The organism is Streptomyces niveus (assembly GCF_001723055.1).
GTDB classification, from domain to species: domain Bacteria; phylum Actinomycetota; class Actinomycetes; order Streptomycetales; family Streptomycetaceae; genus Streptomyces; species Streptomyces niveus.
Genome location: NZ_MDCR01000019.1, coordinates 1 through 21,967, shown reverse-complemented (window position 1 = coordinate 21,967; position 21,967 = coordinate 1). Strand labels below are relative to the sequence as shown.

The following is a 21,967-nucleotide window of genomic DNA, read 5'->3' as shown; positions in this document are numbered from 1 at the left end:
CGGCTGCGCGGAGGGGGTCTTGAGGTCGACGATCTCTCTCACCGTGGCACGCATGCGGGGGTTAGGGGTAGTTCGCCCTCTGTCTGGTCGCGTCATGAGGCGAGAGGCGGCGCCGCGCTTCTTTTCCGGAGTTCGTCCAACATATTGACAAACTTCGGTGCCGGTTCATACGTTCACATGGCAGCCGGTTCAACACCGTCCGAGCCGAGGAATCACCTCGACGCCGACCCTGTTGGCCGATCTCACCCGACCCCGACCGCCGCACCCAGCCGTGCGGCGCCGATGGGAGCGTGCAACCACCTTGACCAGTGACAACAGGCGAGCACTCGTCGTCCGTGGCGGTTGGGACGGGCATCAGCCCGTGCCGATCAGCGACGCGTTCGTGCCCTTCCTCAAGGAGCGGGGATTCACCGTCGAGACCTCCGGGGACCTCGCGGTGTACGACGAGGCGGAGCGCCTGGCCGCCACCGACCTGATCGTGCAGTGCTGGACCATGGGGACCATCACCCGTGAGCAGAGCGCCAACCTCGCCGCCGCGGTACGCGCCGGCACCGGCCTCGCCGGCTGGCACGGCGGCATCGTCGACTGCTTCCACGATCACGGCTACCACCTGCTGACCGGCGGCAAGTTCATCATGCACCCACCGGGTTTCCATGACCACACCGTGCACCTGGTGCCCGAGCGCGCCGACCACCCCGTCATCGCGGGGCTCGGTGACTTCGACGTCCACACCGAGCAGTACTGGATGTTCACCGATCCGCGTATCGACGTCCTCGCCACCACCACCTTCGCGGCCGACAAGCTCCCGGAGGACCTGCGGGACGGCACGGACGGCGGCGCCACGGTGATGCCCGCCGTGTGGACCAGGACCTGGGGCGCGGGACGGGTCTTCGTCTCGACCATCGGGCACAAGCCCGACGACTTCGACGTGCCGGAAGTCCGCACGCTGACCGAGAGGGGACTGCTGTGGGCGAGCCGCTGAAGCCGTCGAAGCCGCTGAACATCGGCATCGTGGGCGCGGGAAAGATCAGCGGCGCCTACCTCTCCACGTTGGAACGGCTGACGTCGCTGCGGCTGACCGCCGTCACCGACCTGGACCCCGGCCGGGCACGGGCCGTCGCGGACCAGGCGCCGGGCGGGGCGGACGTGGCCGTCGCGCCGTCCGTGGCCGCCCTGGTGGCCAGGGACGACGTGGACGCCGTACTGAACCTCACCATTCCCGCCGCGCACGCGGACGTCGCCCTGGCGGCGCTGCGCGCGGGCAAGCACGTGTACGGCGAGAAGCCCCTGGCGGCCGACCGCGAGGAGGCCGACGCCGTGCTGGCCGCGGCGCGCGAGGCGGGCCTGCGGGTCGGCTGCGCGCCCGACACCGTCCTCGGCACCGGCACCCAGACCGCCCGCAAGGCGGTGGACGACGGACTGATCGGCCGGCCCGTCGCGGCCACCGCATTCATGACCGGCGCGGGCCACGAGAGGTGGCACCCGGACCCGGAGTTCTACTACCGGCCGGGTGGCGGGCCGTTGCTCGACATGGGGCCGTACTACCTCTCGGCCCTGGTCCACCTCCTGGGCCCGGTGGTCCGGGTGACCGGGGCGTCGTCGCGGCCCCGTACGGAGCGGACCATCGGCAGCGGTCCCCGGGCCGGGCACACCTTCCCGGTGGAGGTGGACACCCACATCACCGGTGTCCTGGAGCACGCCGGAGGCGCCCTGTCCACCCTGGTCATGAGCTTCGACGTACGTGCGGCACGGCTGCCGCGCATCGAGGTGCACGGCACCGACGCCTCGCTGTCCGTGCCCGACCCCAACGGCTTCGACGGTGCCGTGGAGATCCACCGCGGTGACGGCTGGGAGACCCTGCCCGTCTCCGCCGGCTACCCGGACGCCGGGCGGGGCGCCGGCCTCGCCGATCTGGCCGACGCGCTGTCGCAGGGGCGCCCGCACCGGGCGTCGGCGGAACTCGCCGCGCACGTCCTCGACACCATGCTCACGCTCATGGACGCGGCGGACCAGGGCCGCGCGCTCCCGGTGACCAGCACCTGCGAGCGCCCGGCGCCGGTGACCTGACCGGATCACCCGCCGGGGCCGGTCACCGACCTGCCCCGGTCACCGGCCTCCATCGGGCCGCCCGCGCCACCCCCGACTGCCCGCACCCGCTCGCAGCAACAGGAGACCCCGTTCATGCATGACGACCGGAAGCTGGTCGAAGCACGTCTGGAACGCGTCCTCAGGGAACGCATCCGGCCGGCTGTCCACCCCGTCACCATCCCCCTGTCCGTGGAGATCTGGTCCACGGCGGGCGAGCCCGTCCCCGTGGCCGAAGGGCTGGCGGCACCGACCACCCCCATCACCCCCGGCACCCCCTGGGGCCTGCCGTGGGGCACCAGTTGGTTCTCGGTCACCGGCACCGTCCCCGCCGAGTGGGCGGGCCGCACCGTCGAGGCCGTGCTCGACCTCGGATTCACCCCGCGCACCCCGGGCTTCCAGTGCGAGGGCCTCGTCTACCGGCCCGACGGCACCCCGGTCAAGGGGCTCCACCCGCGTAACGCGTACGTCCGCGTCGGCTCGCCGGTCACCGGCGGCGAGAAGGTCCACTGGCGGATCGAGGCCGCCTCCAACCCCGACCTCGACGGGAGTGGGGTGCCCTTCCAGCCGACGCCGATGGGTGAGAAGGCGACGGCCGGAGAAGCGCCCCAGTACGTGCTCGGCGAACTGCGGCTGGCTGTCTTCGACGAGACGGTGTGGAACCTGGTCATGGACCTGGAAGTCCTCGGCGAGCTGATGGCGGAGCTGCCCGTCGACGGGGCGCGCCGCTGGGACATCCTGCGCGCGGTCGGCCGCGCCCTGGACGCCGTCGACCTGCGGGATGTGAACGGGACCGCCCAGGCGGCACGTGACGAACTCGCCGGTGTGCTCGCCGCGCCCGCCGTCCCCGCCGCGCACCGCATCAGCGCCGTCGGCCATGCCCACATCGACTCCGCGTGGCTGTGGCCGCTGCGCGAGACGGTGCGCAAGGTGGCCCGTACGGCGTCGAACATGACGGCGCTCCTCGACGACGACCCCGACTTCGTCTTCGCCATGTCGCAGGCCCAGCAGTACGCCTGGATCAAGGAGCACCGGCCCGAGGTGTACGCCCGGGTCAAGAAGGCGGTCGCGGACGGCAGGTTCGTCCCCACCGGCGGGATGTGGGTGGAGTCAGACACCAACATGCCGGGGTCCGAGGCGATGGCCCGTCAGTTCGTGCACGGCAAACGCTTCTTCCTCGAAGAGTTCGGCATCGAGAACGACGAGGCGTGGCTGCCGGACACCTTCGGCTTCGCGGCCGGCCTGCCGCAGATCATCAAGGCGGCGGGCGCCACACGACTGCTCACCCAGAAGATCTCTTGGAGCCGGACCAACACCTTCCCGCACCACACCTTCTCCTGGGAGGGCATCGACGGCACCCGGATCTTCACCCACTTCCCGCCCGTCGACTCGTACAACTGTGAGATGACAGGCCGTCAGATCGCGCACGCGGCAAGGAACTTCAAGGAGAAGGGCGTCGCCACCCGCTCGCTGGCGCCGACCGGTTACGGGGACGGCGGCGGCGGCACCACACGCGAGATGGTCGCCAAGGCGGCCCGTATGCGCAGCCTGGAGGGCTCGGCCACCGTCGAGTGGGAGACCCCGGCCGACTTCTTCGCCAAGGCCGAGGCCGAGTACCCCGACCCGCCCGTGTGGGTCGGCGAGCTGTACCTCGAACTGCACCGCGCCACGCTCACCAGCCAGGCGGGCACCAAGCGCGGCAACCGGCGCGGCGAGTCGCTGCTCCACGAGGCCGAGCTGTGGGCCGCCACGGCGGCGGCGCGCACCGGGACGCCTTATCCGTACGAGGAGTTGGACCGCATCTGGAAGACGGTGCTGCTCCACCAGTTCCACGACATCCTGCCCGGCTCCTCCATCGCCTGGGTGCACCGCGAGGCGCGCGAGACATACGCGCGCGTCGCCGAGGAACTGGAGACCATCATCGCGGGCGCGCAGCGCGCACTCGCCGGCGACACCTCCGGCGGCACCGAGCTGGTGTTCAACTCCGCCCCGCACGCCCGGAGTTCAACCCCCGCCGGCGGCGCGTCGACGCGGCGCACCGACAACGGCGCGGTGATTCCCGCCCCGCGAGAAGGAGGCGGATACCTCCTCGACAACGGCCTGCTGCGGGTCGAGATCGACGCGCGCGGCCTCGTGGTCTCCGCGTACGACCGCATCGCGGACCGGGAGGCGATCGCACCCGGTCAGGCGGGCAACCTCCTCCAGCTCCATCCCGACTTCCCCAACCAGTGGGACGCGTGGGACGTCGACGCCTTCTACCGCAACGTCGGCAGCGACCTCACCGACGTGACCGAGCTGCGGGTCGAGGGCACATCCGTACGCGTCGAGCGGGTCTTCGGGGCCTCCCGCGTCACCCAGCTGCTGTCCGTGCCGGCGGACGCCAAGCGGCTCGACATCGACACCGAGGTGGACTGGCACGAGAGCGAACGCTTCCTGAAGCTGGCGTTCCCGCTGGACGTGAAGGCCGACCGGTACGCCTCCGAGACGCAGTTCGGCCATGTCTACCGGCCCACCCACCAGAACACGAGCTGGGAGTGGGCCAAGTTCGAGGCGTGCAACCACCGGTTCGTGCACGTCGACGAACCGGGCTGGGGCGTCGCCCTCGTCAACGACGCCACCTACGGCCACGACGTCACCCGCGCGGTACGCACCGGCGCCGACGCGGGCACGACGACCACTGTGCGCGCGTCCCTGCTCCGCGCCCCCCGCTACCCGGACCCCGAGACCGACCAGGGCCGGCACCGGTTCCGGCACGCGCTCGCCCCGGGCGCGACGATCGGCGACGCCGTACGCGAGGGCCACCGGGTCAATCTGCCCGAGCGCCGCGTCACCGGATCCGCCGCCGAGGTCGCGCCCCTGGTGAGCGTCGACAACGACGCCGTCGTGGTCAGCGCGGTGAAGCTGGCCGACGACCGCAGCGGCGACCTGGTCGTACGCCTCTACGAGGCACACGGCGGCCGGGCCCGCGCCACCGTCCTCATCGACGGCTTCGCCACCGACCGGGCCGTCCTGACGGATCTGCTCGAACGCCCGCTCGCGGACGCCGAGTCCCCGACGGCGGCCGACGGGGGTGTCGTCCTCGCCCTGCGCCCGTTCCAGCTGGTGACCCTGCGGCTGCCGCGCGCCTGACGACGTGCCGCCCGGGACGGCGGCCACGTACCCCCTCACCACCACACCCGCACAGCGATCCCATCCGCAGCGAAAGAGACCCGCGCATGACAGCCCGAGCCGCACCCCCCGAACCGCCCGAGCCCCCCGATCGCCCGACGGCGGTCTGCGTCATGGAACCCGCCGCAGCCGCGCTCGTCCTGCCCGACGACGTACGCGCCCGGCTCTCCACCCTCGTACGACTCGACCCCGCCCCTCCCGGCACCGCCCTGCCGGCCGCGCTCGCCGACGCGGAGATCCTGGTCAGCGGCTGGGGCTGCCCCCGGCTGACGGCCGAGGTCCTGGCGGGGGCACCCCGTCTGCGTGCCGTGATGCACGCGGCGGGCACCGTCAAGCCGCTGGTCAGCGAGGCCCTCTGGGAACGCGGGATCGTGGTGTCGTCGGCGGCCGACGCCAACGCCGGGCCGGTCGCCTCCTGCACCGTCGCCCTCATCACGCTGGCCGCGCGCCGCACCCTGACCATGGCCGCCGGTTACGCCGACGGATGGCCGGACTTCGCCGACCGTACGGGCGCCGACGGGCTCACCGTCGGGATCATCGGCGCCTCACGCATCGGGCGCCGGGTGATCGCCGAACTGCGCCGGTCCGACGCGGGATTCCGGCTGCTGCTGAGCGATCCCTACGTCACGGACGAGGAGGCGCGCCGACTCGGCGTCGAACGGGTGGACCTCGCCGACCTCTGCCGCAGGTCCGCGGTGGTCAGCGTCCACGCCCCGCTGCTGCCCGACACCACGGGCCTGCTCGATGCCAGGATGCTCGCGCTCATCCCCGACGGGGGTGCGGTCGTCAACACCGCCCGGGGCGCCATCGTCGACACCGACGCCCTGACGGCCGAATGCGCCACGGGGCGGCTGGAGGCGTACCTCGATGTGACGACCCCCGAACCGCTGCCGCCCGGCCACCCGCTGCTGTCCCTGCCGAACGTGCTCGTCACCCCGCACACAGCCGGCGCACAGGGGAGCGAAGTACGAAGGCTCGGACAGTACGCGGTCGCCGAGGTCGCCCGGTGGCTGGCAGGTGAACCGCTGCTCGGCGAGGTCACCCGTGAGGCGCTCCCACGCCTCGCCTGACGGGCGGCGCCTGCCCGTATGCGGGCGGCGCGTGCCCGTACGCCGAAACGGAGAAAGGGGCCGGACCGCCCATCGATCCACCGCATGACCTGCCAACCCCGGGAGTGGCCGAGGAAGCCCGCCTCCCGGTGAAAGGGCTCCACATCATGACAACGCTTGACCAACCCTCCGCTCGCCCGGCCGAGAAGGCCCGGCAGGCGGACAAGGGACGACTGAGGCGGCTGCGTCCGCAGAGCCGCCAAGACATGGCCCTGTTCTGGTTCCTGATACCGGGCATCGTGGCACTGCTGCTCTTCCACTACATCCCGCTGCTCGGCAACATCATCGCGTTCCAGGACTACCAGCCGTTCATCGGCATCATGCACAGTCCCTGGAGCGGCCTGGCCAACTTCGACGTCATCTTCAACGGCGACGACCAGTTCCTCAAAGCGCTCGTCAACACCCTCGAACTCACCCTGATCCAGGTCGTGTTCGTCTTCCCGGTGCCGATCGTGCTGGCGCTCGCGCTGAACAGCCTGGTCAGCGAACGGGTCAAGAGGTGGGTGCAGAACGTCCTGTACCTGCCGCACTTCCTGTCCTGGGTGGTCATCGTCGCACTCTTCCAGCAGATGCTGGGCGGCACGGGCATGCTCAACCTGTTCCTCCAGGCACAGGACCTGGACACCTGGAACATCATCGGCAACCCCGACTTCTTCAAGACGCTCATCACCTCCCAGGTGATCTGGAAGGACGCCGGCTGGGGCACCATCCTCTTCCTGGCGGCCCTCTCCCGCGTCGACAGCAACCTGTACGAGGCCTCCGCCATGGACGGCGCCAGCCGCTTCCGGCAGACCTGGCACGTCACCCTGCCGTCCCTGCGCGGCCTGGTGATCCTGCTGCTCATCCTCCGCCTCGGCGACGCCCTGTCCGTCGGGTTCGAGCAGATCCTGCTCCAGCAGACCGCCGTCGGCCTGGACAGCAGCGAGGTGCTGGACACGTACGTCTTCAACAACGGTGTCGTCGGCGGGCAGTGGGGCGTGGCAGCCGCCGTCGGCCTGGTCAAGGGCGTGATCGGGATCCTGCTCGTGCTGGGCGCCAACAAGATCGCCCATCTCTTCGGCGAAGAAGGTGTCTACCGATCATGACAACGATGTCCCCCACCCGGCCCAGCCGTCCCGGCCGCCCCACGCGCGATACCAAGCCCCGCCGTTCCTACAGCGCCGTTCCCGGCGAGAGCCCCGGCAGCCCGCCGTGGCGCGCCCTGAAGTCGCTGCTCCTGCTGGTCTGCGTGCTCCTGGTCGTGGTGCCCTTCCTGGCGATCATCTCGACCTCGATCGCCGACCCCACCCAGATCACCAAGGCCGGCGGCTTCGTGCTCTGGCCCGACAGCCCGACCTTCGACTCGTACACCGCGCTGCTCTCCGGCGGCCTGGTGTCCCAGGCCATGATGGTGAGCGTCGGGGTCACCGTGGTCGGTACCGCCCTCAGCCTCGTCACCTCCGTCATGCTGGCGTACGGGCTGAGCCGCCCCGGCTCCTTCGGGCACAAGCCGGTGCTGATGCTGCTGCTGATGTCCCTGCTGTTCGTGCCGGGTGTCATCCCGACCTATCTGATGGTCAAGCAGCTCGGCCTGATCAACAGCTACTGGTCGCTGATCCTGCCCACGATGATCAACGCGTTCAACGTGATCGTGCTGCGCTCCTTCTTCATGAACCTGCCCCGCGAGCTGATCGACGCCGCCCGCATCGACGGCGCGTCGGAGTGGGCGATCCTCACCAAGATCGTGATCCCGCTGTCCAAGGCGTCCATCGGCGTCATCGGCCTCTTCTACGCCGTGACGTACTGGAACGCCTTCTTCAACGCTCTGCTGTTCATGAACGACGCTTCCAAGTGGCCCATGCAGCTCGTGCTGCGCACCTACGTCGTCAACAACTCCACGCTCAGCGGCGGCCAGATAGACGTCGCCGCCGGGGCGCCGGTGCCGCCCGCCCAGTCGCTCCAGGCGGCGATCCTCGTACTGTCGATCGTGCCGATCGTGCTCGTCTACCCCTTCGTTCAGCGCCACATGAACAAGGGCGTCATGATCGGAGCGGTGAAGGGATGACCATGCAGCCACCACTCAACCGCCGCGGCTTCCTCGCCACGGCCGCCGGCGTCGGAGCGGGCCTGGCACTCACCGGCTGCGGCGACTTCAAGCCCAGGCCGGCCGCGCTGGCCAACGCGAACGCGCAACTGCCCACGTACATCCAGTACAAGGGCGTGGCGACCTCGATGCCCGCGACACAGGACGGCGTCTCCGCGGGCCACCAGCACTTCCCGGCCGATCCCCCCAAGGCGTTCCCGGACGGCCCGCCCGCCAAGGGCCCCGACATCAACATCATGAACCTGATCTTCAACCCGGTCCCGCCGCCGGTGGAGAAGAACGTGATGTGGCAGGCCCTCAACAAGTACATCGGCTGCGACATCAACTTCGCGATCACCCCGGTCAACGACTATCCGCAGAAGTTCGCGGTGACCCTCGCCGGCGGCGACCTGCCGGACGCGATGCTGATGCTGCCCCCGGACCAGAACAGCGCCGCCACCCCGGACATGCTGCACGCCCTCTTCGAGGACCTCACCCCGCACCTGTCGGGCGACAACATCCGGGACTACCCGTTCCTCGCCAACATCCCCACCGACTCCTGGCGCCCCTGCGTGCGCAACGGCGGGATCTACGCCCTCCCGATGCCCCGCCCGGTCTCCGGCGGCCCGCTCTACACCCGTCTCGACCTCTTCAAGAAGAAGGATCTCGACCCGAACCCGAAGACCTGGCGCGAGTTCGTCCAGCTCTGCAAGGACATCACCGACCCCAAGGCCCACCAGTACGCCCTCGGCGACCCCGTCACCACATGGAACCTCGTGATGCAGATGCTGGGCGCGCCCAACTGGTGGCGCGAGGAGGGGGGCAGGTTCACGCACCACTTCGAGATGGAGGAGTGCAAGCAGGCCATGGACGCGGTGAACCAGCTCAAGAAGGCCGGCGTCATGCACCCGGACGCGTTCGCCGTGAAGGGCAAGTTCAAGGAGTGGTTCGGCAACGGCCAGATCGTCATGCACCCCGACGCGCCCGTGGCGTGGAACGACTTCTACACGCTCTACGGCCCCGTCTCCAAGGGCATGGACATCGGTTACATGCTGCCGCCCGACTGGGACGAGAGCACCAGAGGCGGGCAGTGGCAGGGCCGGGCCAACTACGCCACGCTCATCATCAAGAAGGCGCCCAAGGCGCGTATCAAGCAGATCCTGCGCGCCATGAACGCGCTCGCCGCACCCTTCGGCACCGACGGCTATCTGCTGCGCAAGTACGGCGTCCAGGGCCCCGATCACACCCTGAAGGGACCGGATCCGATCCCCACGCCTCAGGGCACGTCCGAGACCTACCTGCCGACGATCTTCGCCACCGACTCGCCGTTCACTCTCTACTACCCGCAGAAGCCGGAGATCGTGCCCGACCAGTACGCCTTCCAGAAGGAAGCCGTCAAGAAGCTGATCCCCAACCCCGCCGAGGCGCTGTACTCGGCGACGGACGCCAAGATGACCAAGCTGTTCTTCGCGACCCTCGACAGTCTCCGGATGGGCATCATGCAGGGCCGCGACTCGCCCGGTGAGTGGGACGGCGCGATCAAGAACTGGCGGCAGAAGGCGGGCGACAAGATGCGCGCCGAGTACGAGCAGGCCTGGGAGGCCCGCAGCTCATGACACGAACCCCCGCCGATGACCGAGTCCCGGCCGAGGCGCGAACCCCCGCCGAAGACCGAACCCCCGCCGAGGACCGCGCCCACTGGGAGCAGGTCGCCGACCGGCTGCTGCTCGCGGTGCGGCCGTACGCGACCGGCACCCACGCCCTGATCGATCTGCCCGGCACCCCGAGCCACAGCGGCGCGCACAGCGACGGCCTCGAAGGCTTCGCCCGTACCTTCCTGCTGGCCGGCTTCCGGCTGGCGGGAGCGGACGGCGCCGACCCGCACGACATCGCCGGGTGGTACGCGGCGGGCCTGGCCGCCGGCACCGACCCGTCGAACCCGGAACGCTGGCCCACCTTCGCCGAGTGCAACCAGGCCAAGGTCGAGGCCGCCTCCATCGCCCTCGCGCTGCACGAGACGCGGCCCTGGATCTGGGACCGGCTCGACGACCGGGTCAGGGGCCGGATCCTGGACTGGCTCGCCCCGATGGTCGGCGACCCGATGCCCGGCAACAACTGGGTCTGGTTCCAGGGCGTCACCGAGGCGTTCGCCCGCACCGCCGGAGGACACTGGCGCCAGCAGGACCTCGACCGCGTCATCGCGCTGACCGACGGCTGGTACGCGGGCGACGGCTGGTACTCCGACGGACTCACCGGCGGCGAGCGGCGCAACTTCGACCACTACAACGGCTGGGCCATGCACCTGTACCCGCTGTGGTTCTGCCGCATCCTCGGCGACGCCGCCCCGGCCGGGCTGCTCGACCGCTACCGGGCCAGACTGCGCCGATTCCTCGAAGACCAGCGGCTGTTGGTCGGTGCCAACGGCTCACCGCTCGTCCAGGGCCGCTCCCTCACCTACCGGCACGCCGCGCTCGCCTCGGTGTGGACCGGCGCCCTGTTCGACGCCACGCCGCTGGCCCCGGGGGAGACCCGCGCCGTCGCGAGCCGCATGCTCGACCACTTCACCGAGCACGGAGCCACCGACGAACGCGGGCTCCTCACGCTCGGCTGGCACCGGCCGTACCGGGGCGTCCTCCAGGTCTACTCGGGGCCCGCGTCGCCGTACTGGGCGAGCAAGGGCTTCATCGGTCTCGCCCTGCCGCCGCAGCACCCGGTCTGGACATCGGAGTTGACCCCGCTCGCCGTCGAACAGGCCGACTTCACCCGGTCGTTGACCGCGCCCGGCTGGCTCGTCTCCGGCACCGCTTCCGACGGTGTCGTACGCGTCGTCAACCACGGCGGCGACCACGCCGACCCGGCCCGCCCGCACACGGACGACCCCTGCTACGCGCGGTTCGCGTACTCGACGCACACCGCGCCCGAGACCCCCGGCGACCCCACGGCGGGACGGGGCGCGTGCGCGGACGCCGACCCGCTCGACAACTCCGTCGTCCTGCTGGACGCGGCGGGGCGCGCCTCCCACCGGCGCCCGGCGACCAGGGTCTCCGTGGACGGTGCCACGGCCGTCTCGCGGTCCCGGGCGCACTGGCCCGAGGACGCCACCTGGGACCCGTTCGGCGGGCCCGACGCCCGTCACACGCTCGGTCCGTGGATCACGGTCGGTTCCGCGTTGCGCGGATCGGTCGAGGTACGGGCCGTACGTGTCGACGGCGATCCCGGGGCGGGGCATGTGCTGCGTATCGGCGGCTGGGCGCTGGCGGTCGACCCGCTGTGGGAGCCCGCGTCAGGTGACACCGCCCGGGTCGAGGGCGCCGACGGACTGGTCTCCCTCGTCGTCGGCGCCCGCCAACTGCCACGCTCCTCCGTGGTGTTGGGCACCGACAGCAACGCCATCGGCGCCGCGTCCGCCACCCCCGTCGTGGCGAGCGAGGGACCCGTCACCCACGGCGAGGCCCACATCGCCCTCATCCATCTCGGCGGCACCGACCCCGCCGCCCTGCCCGAGGTCGGCACGCGCGCCGAAGGCACCACCCTGCTCGTGGACGTCGACTGGCCGGACGGCGCGCGCGACACCGTCCGGCTGCCCGCCCCCGACCTCAGCCACGACCCCTGGAAGGACACCCGACGTGCATGACGACCGCCGGATCATCGAGACGCGGATCCGCAAGCTCCTCGACCGGGTGATCCGCCCCGCCCTGTACGGCTCCGCGCGCCCCCTCACCCTGAGCGCCTGGTTCGTCGAGGGTGAACCCGTCCCCGTCGCCGACGCCCTGCGCGCCGACTACGAGCCCTTCACGCTCGGCTCCACCTGGGGCGGCCCCTGGGCGACGACCTGGCTGCGGGCGAGCGCCGAGATCCCCCAGGAGTGGTCGGGACGCCGCGTCGAGGCCGTCTTCGACCTCGGGTTCGATCTGACCAAGGGGCCGGGCGGCCAGGCGGAGGGCCTGGTCCACGACGCCCAGGGCGCCCCGCTCCAGGGCCTGCACCCCTACAGCCGCTCCGCGCTGCTGGCCGAATCCGCCACCGGCGGCGACCGGGTCGACCTGCTCATCGAGCTGGCAGCCAACCCGCCCATCGTCGCCAGCGCGGGCCTGCACATCCACCACGGTTCGCCCGAGACCGCCGGCACCGAGCACATCTACCGGCTGGGGCAGGCCGAGATCGCGGTGCGTGCGGACGACGTATGGCACCTCGTCCACGACATCGAGGTGCTCGACGAGCTGATGCACGAACTGCCCCTCGGCTCGTCCCGGCGCCATGAGATCCTGCACGCCCTGCGCCGTGCCGCCGACGCCGTCGTGCCGGGCGACGTGGCCAACAGCGCTGCCGAGGCCCGTGACCGGCTCGCCGATGTGCTGTCCCGGCCCGCGCACGCCTCGGCGCACACCCTCGCCGCCGTCGGGCACGCCCACATCGACTCGGCGTGGTTGTGGCCGGTCCGTGAGACCGTCCGCAAGTGCGCGCGTACGTTCACCAACATGACCACGCTGGCGCGCGAGTACCCCGAGCTGGTCTTCGCCTGCTCGTCGGCGCAGCAGTACGCGTGGATGAAGGAACAGCGGCCGGAGATCTTCGCCCGGATGAAGGAGGCGGCGGCCGAGGGCACCTGGGCCCCGGTCGGCGGCATGTGGGTCGAGGCCGACGGCAACCTTCCCGGTGGTGAGGCGCTGGCCCGCCAACTCGTCTACGGACGGCGCTTCTTCGCCGAGGAGTTCGGTGTCGAGCAGCGCGGCGTCTGGCTGCCCGACTCGTTCGGCTACACCGCCGCGTACCCCCAACTCGCCAAGCTGGCGGGCGCCGAGTGGTTCCTCACCCAGAAACTCTCCTGGAACGAGACGAACAAGCTGCCGCACCACACCTTCGACTGGGAAGGCATCGACGGTACGCGGATTTTCACCCACTTCCCGCCCGTCGACAGCTACAACGCGTCCCTCACGGCGGCCGAACTCGCCCACGCCGAGAGCAACTTCGCCGACAAGGGAGTGGCCACACGCTCACTCGTCCCCTTCGGCTACGGCGACGGCGGCGGCGGCCCCACCCGCTCGATGCTGGAGAAGGCCCGCCGACTGCGCGACCTTGAAGGCTCACCCAAGGTCGTCGTCGAGGCGCCCGACACGTTCTTCGCGAAGGCCCGCGCCGAGCGCGACCAACTCCCCGTCTGGCGCGGCGAGTTGTATCTGGAGAACCATCGCGGCACCTACACGAGCCAGGCCCGCACCAAGCGCGGCAACCGGCGCAGCGAGGCGCTGCTGCGCGAGGCCGAACTCTGGGCCGCCACCGCCGCCGTCCGGACCGGGGCGCCCTACCCGTACGAGCGGCTGGAATCGCTGTGGCGGCGCGTCCTGCTCAACCAGTTCCACGACATCCTGCCGGGCTCCTCCATCGCCTGGGTGCACCGGCAGGCCGAGCGTGAATACGAGGAGATCCAGGGCGAGTTGGAGACGCTGATCGCCGAAGCGGCCGACGGGCTGCCCGGCGGCCCCGCGCTCCTCAACGCCGGACCGTACGCGCGCCGTGAGGTCGCCGTGGTCGCTTCAGCCGACGGCGAGTTCGCCGGGGCGCAGCGCCTGTCGGACGGGCGTACGGCGGTTCTCGCCGAGGTCGCCCCCCTCGCCTCCGGCGGCACGGCCGGCGCGCCCGCCGACGCCGTCACCGTCCGCGCCCAGGACGGCGGCTTCGTCCTCGGCAACGGACTGCTGACCGTCGTCGTGGACCGGCGCGGACTGCTCACCTCCGTCTACGACCGCACCGCGGGCCGGGAGGCGATCGCCCCCGGCGCCGCGGGCAACCTTCTCCAGCTCCACCCCGACGACCCCAACCTGTGGTCGGCGTGGAACATCGACTCGTACTACCGCGACACCGTGCGCGACCTGGACGAGGCCGAATCGGTGACACTCGTGGACGAGGGACCGCTGCTGGCCTCGGTACGGGTCGAGCGCGCCCACGGCTCCTCCCGGTTCGTCCAGCACATCGAGCTGGCCGCCGAGAGCCGGCAGGTGACCGTACGCAACGACATCGACTGGCAGGAGCGCGACACCGTCCTCAAGGCGGCCTGGCCCCTGGACGTGCACGCCGAACGGGAGAGCGCCGAGATCCAGTTCGGCCATGTCCAGCGGCCCACCCACGAGAACACCAGCTGGGACGCGGCCCGCTTCGAACTGTGGGCACACCGCTGGGTGCACGTCGGCGAGCGGCACTGGGGCGCCGCCCTCCTCAACGACTCCACCTACGGCCACGACGTCCACCGCGACACCCGGGAGCACGGCGGCACCACCACGACCGTACGGCTCTCCCTGCTCCGGTCCCCGCACAGCCCCGACCCACAGGCCGACCGCGGCCGGCACCGCTTCAGCTACGCGCTGCTCGCCGGCGCCGGGATCGAGGAGGCGATCGCCGGAGGCTACGCGCTGAACCTGCCCCTGCGCCCGGCGCCGGTGCGGGCCCAAGCGCTGGTCGAGGTCGACACCACCGACGTGGTCGTGGAGTCGGTGAAGCTCGCGGACGACCGCAGCGGCGACATCGTCGTACGACTGTACGAAGCGTGCGGCGGAGCGGTCGCGGCACGTCTGTCCACGGGCTTCCCCCTCGCCGCCGTCTTCGACTGCGACCTGCTGGAGCGGCCCGAGCGCGAGCCCGCGCACGCCTCCGGCGAGGTGGACCTGAGTTTCCGGCCCTTCCAGATCCGCACCCTCCGGCTGCGACCCGCCGTGGAGGAGGCGAGTCGGGCGGAACCGTCGGGCGGCTGAGCACGTCGCGCCCCGCACACGACCCCGCGTCGTACGATTCCATCGATCAGATGCCTCCGGACGGCGGCGGCGCAGCACCGCTGCCGCCCGCCCGAGGCTGGGAGAGACACGTTGACCACGCACACGGAACGATCCGAGAAGCGCACGATCCGGCGCGGCACCAATCTGCCGCGCATGGGGGACTTCAACGAGTCCGTGATCCTGGACGCCATCCGCCGGCACCCGACGGGCCTGAGCCGCGTCGAACTCGCGCAGGCCACCGGCCTGTCCGCGCAGACCGTCTCGAACATCACCCGCCGGCTGCTCGACCAGGGCGTGGCACGTGAATCGGGCAAGCAGAACACCGGCAGCGGAAAGCCCCGCACCCTCCTGGAGATCGTCCCGACCTCGCGCTACGCCGTGGGGGTCCATCTCGACCCCGCCGTGATCACCTGCGTCCTGGTGGACCTCCTCGGCACGGTCGTGGGCCACCACAGCCAGCGGACCCCGAGCGGCGCCGACACCGACGGGACCGTCGCCGACATGGCCGCGTCGGTGCGCTCGCTCGTGGCGGAGTCGGGCATCGACGAGGACCGGGTGCTCGGCCTGGGTATCGCCGCGCCGGGGCCCATAGACGCTGCCGCCGGCTGGGTGGTCGATCCACCGGAGCTGCCCGGCTGGGGCCGCTATCCGCTCCGTGACCGGCTCAGCGAGGCGACCGGACTCCCGGCACTCCTCGACAAGGACGTCACGGCGTCCGTGGTCGCGGAGCGCTGGGCGGGAGCGGCCACCGAAAGCCGCAACCTGCTCTTCTTCTACCTCGGTACGGGCTCCGGGATGGGGCTCGTGGTGGAGGACACCGTGCTGCGCGGTGTCTCCGGGAACGCGGGTGAGGTCGGCGGGCTCGGCGCGGCCTCCTCGACGCGGACGCTCGTCGACGAGGCCATCGCGCTGGGTGTGCTCGGCGCCGAGTACACGGTGCTGGATCCGGCCGACGCCCAAAGAGGTCTGGAGCGGCTGGCGGAACTGGCCGCCGAGGGCGACGTCCAGGCGGACGGCATCATCGAGCGCCTCGCCATCCGCATCGGCCGGGGGGTCTGCGCGGCGGGGACGCTCCTGGACGTCGACACCATCGTCTTCGGCGGGCCGACCTGGCTCGTCCTGTCGCACCGCCTCCTCAAGACCATCGAGCCGATGGTCGCCCGGTCCCCGTTCGTCAGGGCGACCCATCCGACGACGGTCGTCTCCACCACGCTGGGCGAGAACGTGGCCGCCGTCGGCGCCGCGTCCCTGGTCCTCGACCAGGCCCTGTCCGCCCAGCCCCGGTCCCTGCTGCTGGGGTGAAACCCCGGCCACCCCCGGCCACCCCGGACGCTCCGTGCCGAACCATCGGTCACGGAGCGTTCCTCGTTCGGGAGGCAGGTCGGCCGGCTTATACCGGAGTGGTCTGTTTTGGTCCAGGCTGCCTGATGCGTCATATGCCGTTCTGTTACGGCCAGTTGATGATCCACCGGGTTGGGCTGCGGGCGCGGGAGGCAGGGCTCGGGTGTGGCCGCGCCGGCGGCGAACCTGGAGGAAAGCGTGTGCGGCGGTTACCGGGCCGGTAGGCCGGCGGCGGACGGGGAAGCGCTCGCCGCGCTCCTGGGCTCCACCCGGGCACGGGTACTGGTGCACGTCGCGGCTGATCCCACCGCGACGGCGACCGATCTCGTACACCGGCTGGGCGTCTCGGCGGCCACGGTCTCCCAGCACGCGTCGGTGCTGCGCCGGTCGGGACTGATCACCACGCGCCGCACCGGCGGCAGTGTCCGCCACGCCGTCACCTCGCTGGGACACGCCGTCCTGGACGCCCACGGCATGGACGGCGTCCGCTGACACCCGGTTTCCCGTTCTGGTGTGAGAACGCGCGAGCGAGTTTAGGAATGGGGAAAGCGCTATTCGCGGGGGCGTGCGCCAGCATCTCGTACGGACTCGATTTCGCGCTCCTTTCATGTAGCACTGAAAAGCTTGTCAGGCCGTTCCGCACGGGAACACACTGAGGTCATTCGGCGATACGGATCGCGGAAGTCCGGCCATTTCGTGGAGAGGTTCGGCGCGTCTTTTTCTGGTGCCGCCGAATGGTTTTCGGTGCTTTTCGAAGGGCCCGGCACCACGCTGTTCGGCGGCGATCGGGCCGGAGACGAGGGTGACGCACATGGATTCTGTCTTTGTCATGCCGGGTACGGTGGCTGCCCCGCGCGGAGGTATTCTGCGCGATCCGCACAACCGTTACGAGACCGTACGTGAAGCGCTGTCTCGCATCGACAAGGCCGCCCGCGACATGGGGCTGCCCAACATCAGTGACCGGCTGATCGAACACAACGGCACGAGCGACCGGCGCGGCCCCGAGGTCCAGTATCTGGAGATCTTCGCGGTCAGCATCGCGACGCACCACATGCTCGTCGCCGAGGGCGTCGAGCCGGTCGCGATCGTCGGGCAGAGCATCGGCGAGCTGTGGGCCCTGGCCGCCGCCGGGCACCTGTCCGTCGAGGACGCCGCCCGCCTGGCCGTCGCCCGGTCCGAGGTACTGACCCGGCAGAGCTGGGACGGCAAGATGCTCGCGGTCGGGGTCGACGGCCGCAGGGCGGAGTCGCTGGCCGGGCTGATGGATCATCCCAATCTCGTGCTGGCCTGCGAGAACGCCCCTCGGCAGAGCGTCATCAGCGGCCCCAGACAGCTGATCGAGCAGGTGGAGCGGGTCGCCGACACGTTCGGCTGGCCGAGCCTGCCCCTGGACGTCCCGCATCCGACCCACACCCCGGCGATGGCGCAGGCCGCGCGCGATCTGCGGGCGACCGCGCCACGGGTTCCGTACGGCACCGGGCGCTGGCGCGTGTGCTCTCCCTGGATGGGGCGGGACGTCGGCGACGACGACCCGGTCGACCTGGTCGCGGGCGCGCTCACCGCGCGGGTGCGGATGCTGCACACGATCCGCGAGCTGCACGCGGCGGGCGCCGACGCCTTCGTCGAGTGTGGGGAGTGGGCCGTCGTCACCAAGTTCGTGGAGGCGTCGATCCCGGGCGTGCGGTGTGTCGTCCCGCTGAGCGAGAGCGATCCGGTCGAGGCCGTCCGGGCGCTGGCCGCCGAGTCCGCCGACGCGGGTCCGTCGAGCCGGTATGCGGTACGGGTGCCCGTACCGGCCGGGGCGGTCGCGACAGCGCCCGTCGCCGCACCGCCGACCCGCGTCACCGTGCCCGCGCCCACGGCGCCTGCGCCGGCGCCGGTGTCGTACGTGGCCCCCGCGACACCGGCCAAGGTCGCCCCGGCGGTGGAAGCCCCGGCCGCCGCGTCCGTGTCCGTGTCGGACGGGCTCGACTACGCATCGGTACTTGCCGAGTTGCAGACGCTCTACGGCGACTTCCTGGGCTACCCACCCGACCTGCTCGGCGAGGACGACGGCCTGGAGTCCGAGCTGGGCGTGGAATCGCTCAAGCAGGTCGTCCTCCTCGGGCGGGTGTCCGACCAGTTCGACCTGCCCGATCTGCGGTCGAACTCCTCCCTGTTGTCGGTCGGCACGCTGCGCCGGATCGCGGAATCCGTCGTGGCGGGCCGGGCGGAGGCTGCCGGACGATGACCTCCGACAATCTGCGGGGCCGCGTCGCGCTGGTGACCGGGGCCGCGAAGAGCCTCGGCGCGGACATCGTGCGCCGTCTGGCGCGGGGCGGCGCCCATGTGATCGTCAACTACTTCCACTCGGTCGACCAGGCGAAGCTGCTGCGGGCGGAGCTGGAAGAGGCCGGGCACAGCTGCGAGTTCATCCGCGCCTCGGTGGCCAAGACCAGTGAGATCGACCGGATGTTCGACGAGATCCAGGAGCGGCACGGCGGCCTGGACATTCTGATCAACAACGCCGCCGGCGGGGCGTTCCTGCCGCTGTTCGACATCGACGACACCTACTGGCAGCGGGCGTGGTCCACCAATGTCATGGGGGCGTATCACTGCTCCCGCCGCGCGGCCGAGCTGATGGCGGGACGGCCGGGCGCGAACATCCTCTGCCTGTCCAGCGTCGGGGCGCACCAGCCGGTCCCTGGCTACGGCCCCGGCGGGGTCACCAAGGCGGCCATGGAGTCGCTGATCCGCTATCTGGCGCTCGAACTGGTCGACCAAGGCATCCGCGTCAACACGGTGCTGCTGGGCTCCGTCGCCAGCGAGATCGTCGTCAACCTCGACGATCCGGCGGCGGCGCTCGGCGACCCGGCCAGGGCCGGTGAACTGATGAGCCGCACGCTCTCGACACCGGACGCGGCGAAGCTGATCGTCCATCTCCTGCACGAGGACACGGGTTTCATCACCGGGCAGACCATCGTCGCGGACGGCGGCATCGGCATCGGCGGTATGCAGGGCCTGCGGCTGAACAGCAGGCTCGCGGACCAGGTGACGACGCCCGCCCGGCGCCAACCGGCCGCGCCGGTGGGGGAGTCGGCGCCGGTGCCGGATCCGGCGCGTGAGCTCGTACGGAACCAGACACCGGCCCCGGCCCCGGAGGCCGATCCAGAGCCAGACCCCGCCCCCGACCACGACCCCGGAGCCGTCGCCGTGGTCGGTCTCGGACTGGCCCTGCCCGGCGCCAACAACACCTCGGAGTTCTGGGACCGCCTGCGCGAAGGTGTGCTGCTCTCCAGCGAGCCCTCCGCCTTCGACCTGACGCACTTCTGGGCCCCCACCCGCGAGGAGACCGACGCCTTCTACGTACGCGAGGCCGGGTACCTCCACGACTTCGTCCCCGACCCCGCCTCCCTCACCGAACCCGACGGGAACATCGGCCACCCCGGCTGGCCACGCACCACTCGCTGGCTGCGGCACTGCGCCGTCCAGGCACTCGCCGGCGTACGCCAGGACCCGAACGACCGGTGGCTCGCCGCCACCACCGGCATCCACGACCAGACGGGGCTCGGCACCCAGGGCGTCGTGCTCGGCGACGAGTACCGCCGCATGGTGCGCGAGGCGATCCCGGGCGGCCAGGACGGCGACTGGCTGGCCGAGTTGGCCGACCACGCGATCAGCGCGCACTACGGCGGCGACGGCGGCGACCCCAAGGCGTACCTCCCCGCGTCCGTCTCCCGCGACGCGCTGCGCGGCCTGATCCCCGCCACCTCGCAGCATCTGACCCTCGACGCGGCCTGCGCCAGCGGACTGTTCGCCATCGACGCGGCCGTCAAGGCCCTGCGCGACGGCTCCTGCGACGTGGCGCTGGCCGGCGGTACGTCGGTGATCGAGCCCATCGGGTTCACCCTCTTCTGCCGGGCCCAGGGCATCTCGATGAGCGGCAAGGTACGCCCCTTCGACCGGGCGGCCGACGGCACCCTGATCGGTGAGGGCGCCGTCGTACTCACCCTGAAGACCTACGCGCGCGCCGTGGCGGACGGCGACCGGGTGCTCGGCGTCATCCGGGGCACCGGTCTCGCCGCCGACGGCAGGGGCAAGGGCATCCACGCCCCGGCCACGCGCGGGCAGGAACTGGCGATCTCCCGGGCCTGGGCCGACGCCGGCGTCGAGGCCGACGACGTGGACTGGGTCGTGGCCCACGGCACCGGCACCCCGATCGGCGACGAGATCGAACTGCGCTCGCTGCTGGCCAAGTTGGGGCCACGGGAGCGGGCGTGCCTGCTGACGTCGAACAAGCAGATCTTCGGGCACACCGGGGTACTGGCGGGCCTGGTCTCGGTCGCGCACGCACTCGTCGCCCTCGAACGCGGGGCGGTCCCCGGCCAGCCCGTCGTCACCGACCCGCACCCCCTGCTCGGTGCCGGCGAGCACCTGACCGTACCGGTCAAGGACGCGCCCTGGCCGACCGACGAGACACGGCCGCGGGTGGTCGGGATCTCGTCGTTCGGCCTCGGCGGCGCCGACGCGCACGTGGTCCTGTCCGACCGGGTGCCACCGGCCGCCGCCACGCGCAGGGCCGGTGGAGACGCGGCGACGGACACCGAGGACCTGGTCGTCGTGGGCTGGAACACCCACCTGCCCGGCCTGGAGGCATCGCGGGTGCCGGCCTGGCTGGGCGGTGCGGGGCCGCTCCCGGAGTCCGGATTCGGTACGCCGTACCCGCTGCCGTCCCCACGTGACGTACGTATCCCGCCGCTGACGATGCGTCATATGGACGCCGCTCACCTGATGATGCTCCAGGCCGTCGGACCGCTGCTGGAGCGGCTCGGTGAGCCGGGCACCACCCTGCGGCCCCGCACGGCGGTGATGGTCGGATCGACACTGCCGACCACCCACAACACCCAGGCGGCGCTGCGGGTACACGCCCGCGAGTGCGCCACCGCCTTCGACATCCTGCCCGACCCCGCTCAGGCACGGACGCTGAAGGAGTATCTGGAGCAGGGGATGGCGCAGGCCAAGGACGTCATCCCCGGTGACCTGAACGAGGACGACTTCACCGGCGCGGTCTCCTGCATCCTGTCGGGCCGCGCCGCCAACTACTACGACTTCCAGGCCATGGGAGCCAGTCTCTACTCCCAACGGGACTCCGCCCACACCGCCGTCGACCTCGCCCTGCGCCAACTCCGGCACCGGGCCTGCGACCTCGCCCTCGTCGGAGCCGTGTGCCTGCGGCCGATCAGCGGCTGGGACCGCCATCTCGACACGCTCGTGCCCGACGGCCGGACCATCGCGGAAGGCGCCGCCGTCCTCGCGGTCACCCGGCGCTCCACCGCGCTGGAGCACCAACTCCCCATCCTGGGAACGCTTTCCACCACCATCGACGGGGAAGGGCCGGGGCAGCCGGCCGTGCCCGCGCACGACCTTCCCGTGCTGGCCGGCTGCCCCGGCCCTTC

At 71.4% G+C, this 21,967-nt stretch carries 13 protein-coding genes; all 13 read left to right on the top strand.

The annotated features are described in order from the left end of the window. The first annotated feature begins 301 nt into the window (after positions 1-301). Positions 302-982, top strand: coding sequence for a ThuA domain-containing protein (locus tag BHU15_RS02600; protein WP_218028039.1), 681 nt, complete (start codon positions 302-304; stop codon positions 980-982). Further along, positions 967-2,067: a Gfo/Idh/MocA family protein gene (locus BHU15_RS02595; protein WP_069625655.1), complete on the top strand. Its 1,101-nt coding sequence runs from the start codon at positions 967-969 to the stop codon at positions 2,065-2,067. Before BHU15_RS02600 ends, BHU15_RS02595 begins: the two co-directional genes overlap by 16 nt. A 114-nt stretch (positions 2,068-2,181) precedes the next feature. Continuing rightward, entirely contained in the window at positions 2,182-5,214 is a 3,033-nt protein-coding gene (locus BHU15_RS02590; RefSeq protein WP_069625654.1) for an alpha-mannosidase, read from the top strand. 86 nt (positions 5,215-5,300) lie between these two features. Continuing rightward, on the top strand, positions 5,301-6,323 hold the full coding sequence (locus tag BHU15_RS02585) for a hydroxyacid dehydrogenase (RefSeq protein WP_069625653.1): 1,023 nt from the start codon (positions 5,301-5,303) through the stop codon (positions 6,321-6,323). Positions 6,324-6,469: 146 nt separating this feature from the next. Then, positions 6,470-7,447 carry an ABC transporter permease gene (locus BHU15_RS02580; protein ID WP_079127840.1) on the top strand — a complete coding sequence of 326 codons (978 nt, stop codon included), beginning with the start codon at positions 6,470-6,472 and terminating at the stop codon, positions 7,445-7,447. Further along, a complete protein-coding gene (locus BHU15_RS02575) occupies positions 7,444-8,406 on the top strand; it encodes a carbohydrate ABC transporter permease (protein WP_069625651.1) in 963 nt (320 codons plus the stop codon). Before BHU15_RS02580 ends, BHU15_RS02575 begins: the two co-directional genes overlap by 4 nt. Before the next feature lie 2 nt (positions 8,407-8,408). Continuing rightward, entirely contained in the window at positions 8,409-10,040 is a 1,632-nt protein-coding gene (locus BHU15_RS02570; protein ID WP_069625673.1) for a substrate-binding domain-containing protein, read from the top strand. Next, the gene (locus BHU15_RS02565) at positions 10,037-12,058 is read left to right on the top strand and encodes a DUF2264 domain-containing protein (RefSeq protein WP_069625650.1); all 2,022 of its coding nucleotides are present in this window, start codon (positions 10,037-10,039) and stop codon (positions 12,056-12,058) included. Before BHU15_RS02570 ends, BHU15_RS02565 begins: the two co-directional genes overlap by 4 nt. Further along, positions 12,051-15,170 (top strand): alpha-mannosidase, encoded by a 3,120-nt coding sequence (locus BHU15_RS02560; RefSeq protein ID WP_069625649.1) that lies wholly within the window; start codon positions 12,051-12,053, stop codon positions 15,168-15,170. Before BHU15_RS02565 ends, BHU15_RS02560 begins: the two co-directional genes overlap by 8 nt. Positions 15,171-15,281: 111 nt before the next feature. Further along, on the top strand, positions 15,282-16,493 hold the full coding sequence (locus BHU15_RS02555) for an ROK family transcriptional regulator (protein ID WP_023543116.1): 1,212 nt from the start codon (positions 15,282-15,284) through the stop codon (positions 16,491-16,493). A gap of 204 nt (positions 16,494-16,697) precedes the next feature. After that, on the top strand, positions 16,698-17,024 hold the full coding sequence (locus BHU15_RS02550) for a winged helix-turn-helix domain-containing protein (protein ID WP_069625648.1): 327 nt from the start codon (positions 16,698-16,700) through the stop codon (positions 17,022-17,024). 319 nt (positions 17,025-17,343) lie between these two features. After that, positions 17,344-18,762, top strand: coding sequence for an acyltransferase domain-containing protein (locus tag BHU15_RS02545; RefSeq protein ID WP_079127835.1), 1,419 nt, complete (start codon positions 17,344-17,346; stop codon positions 18,760-18,762). Beyond that, positions 18,759-21,967, top strand: a 3,209-nt coding sequence (locus BHU15_RS02540) for an SDR family oxidoreductase (RefSeq protein WP_141726758.1), incomplete at its 3' end; no start/stop codon positions are given. The genes BHU15_RS02545 and BHU15_RS02540, both read left to right, overlap by 4 nt.

Excerpts from the sequence above, each read along its gene's own strand:
- BHU15_RS02590 (WP_069625654.1), top strand. The coding sequence starts at position 2,182 with ATGCATGACGACCGGAAGCTGGTCGAAGCACGTCTGGAACGCGTCCTC.
- BHU15_RS02570 (WP_069625673.1), top strand. The coding sequence starts at position 8,409 with ATGCAGCCACCACTCAACCGCCGCGGCTTCCTCGCCACGGCCGCCGGC.
- BHU15_RS02545 (WP_079127835.1), top strand. The coding sequence starts at position 17,344 with ATGGATTCTGTCTTTGTCATGCCGGGTACGGTGGCTGCCCCGCGCGGA.
- BHU15_RS02585 (WP_069625653.1), top strand. The coding sequence starts at position 5,301 with ATGACAGCCCGAGCCGCACCCCCCGAACCGCCCGAGCCCCCCGATCGC.
- BHU15_RS02565 (WP_069625650.1), top strand. The coding sequence starts at position 10,037 with ATGACACGAACCCCCGCCGATGACCGAGTCCCGGCCGAGGCGCGAACC.
- BHU15_RS02575 (WP_069625651.1), top strand. The coding sequence starts at position 7,444 with ATGACAACGATGTCCCCCACCCGGCCCAGCCGTCCCGGCCGCCCCACG.
- BHU15_RS02580 (WP_079127840.1), top strand. The coding sequence starts at position 6,470 with ATGACAACGCTTGACCAACCCTCCGCTCGCCCGGCCGAGAAGGCCCGG.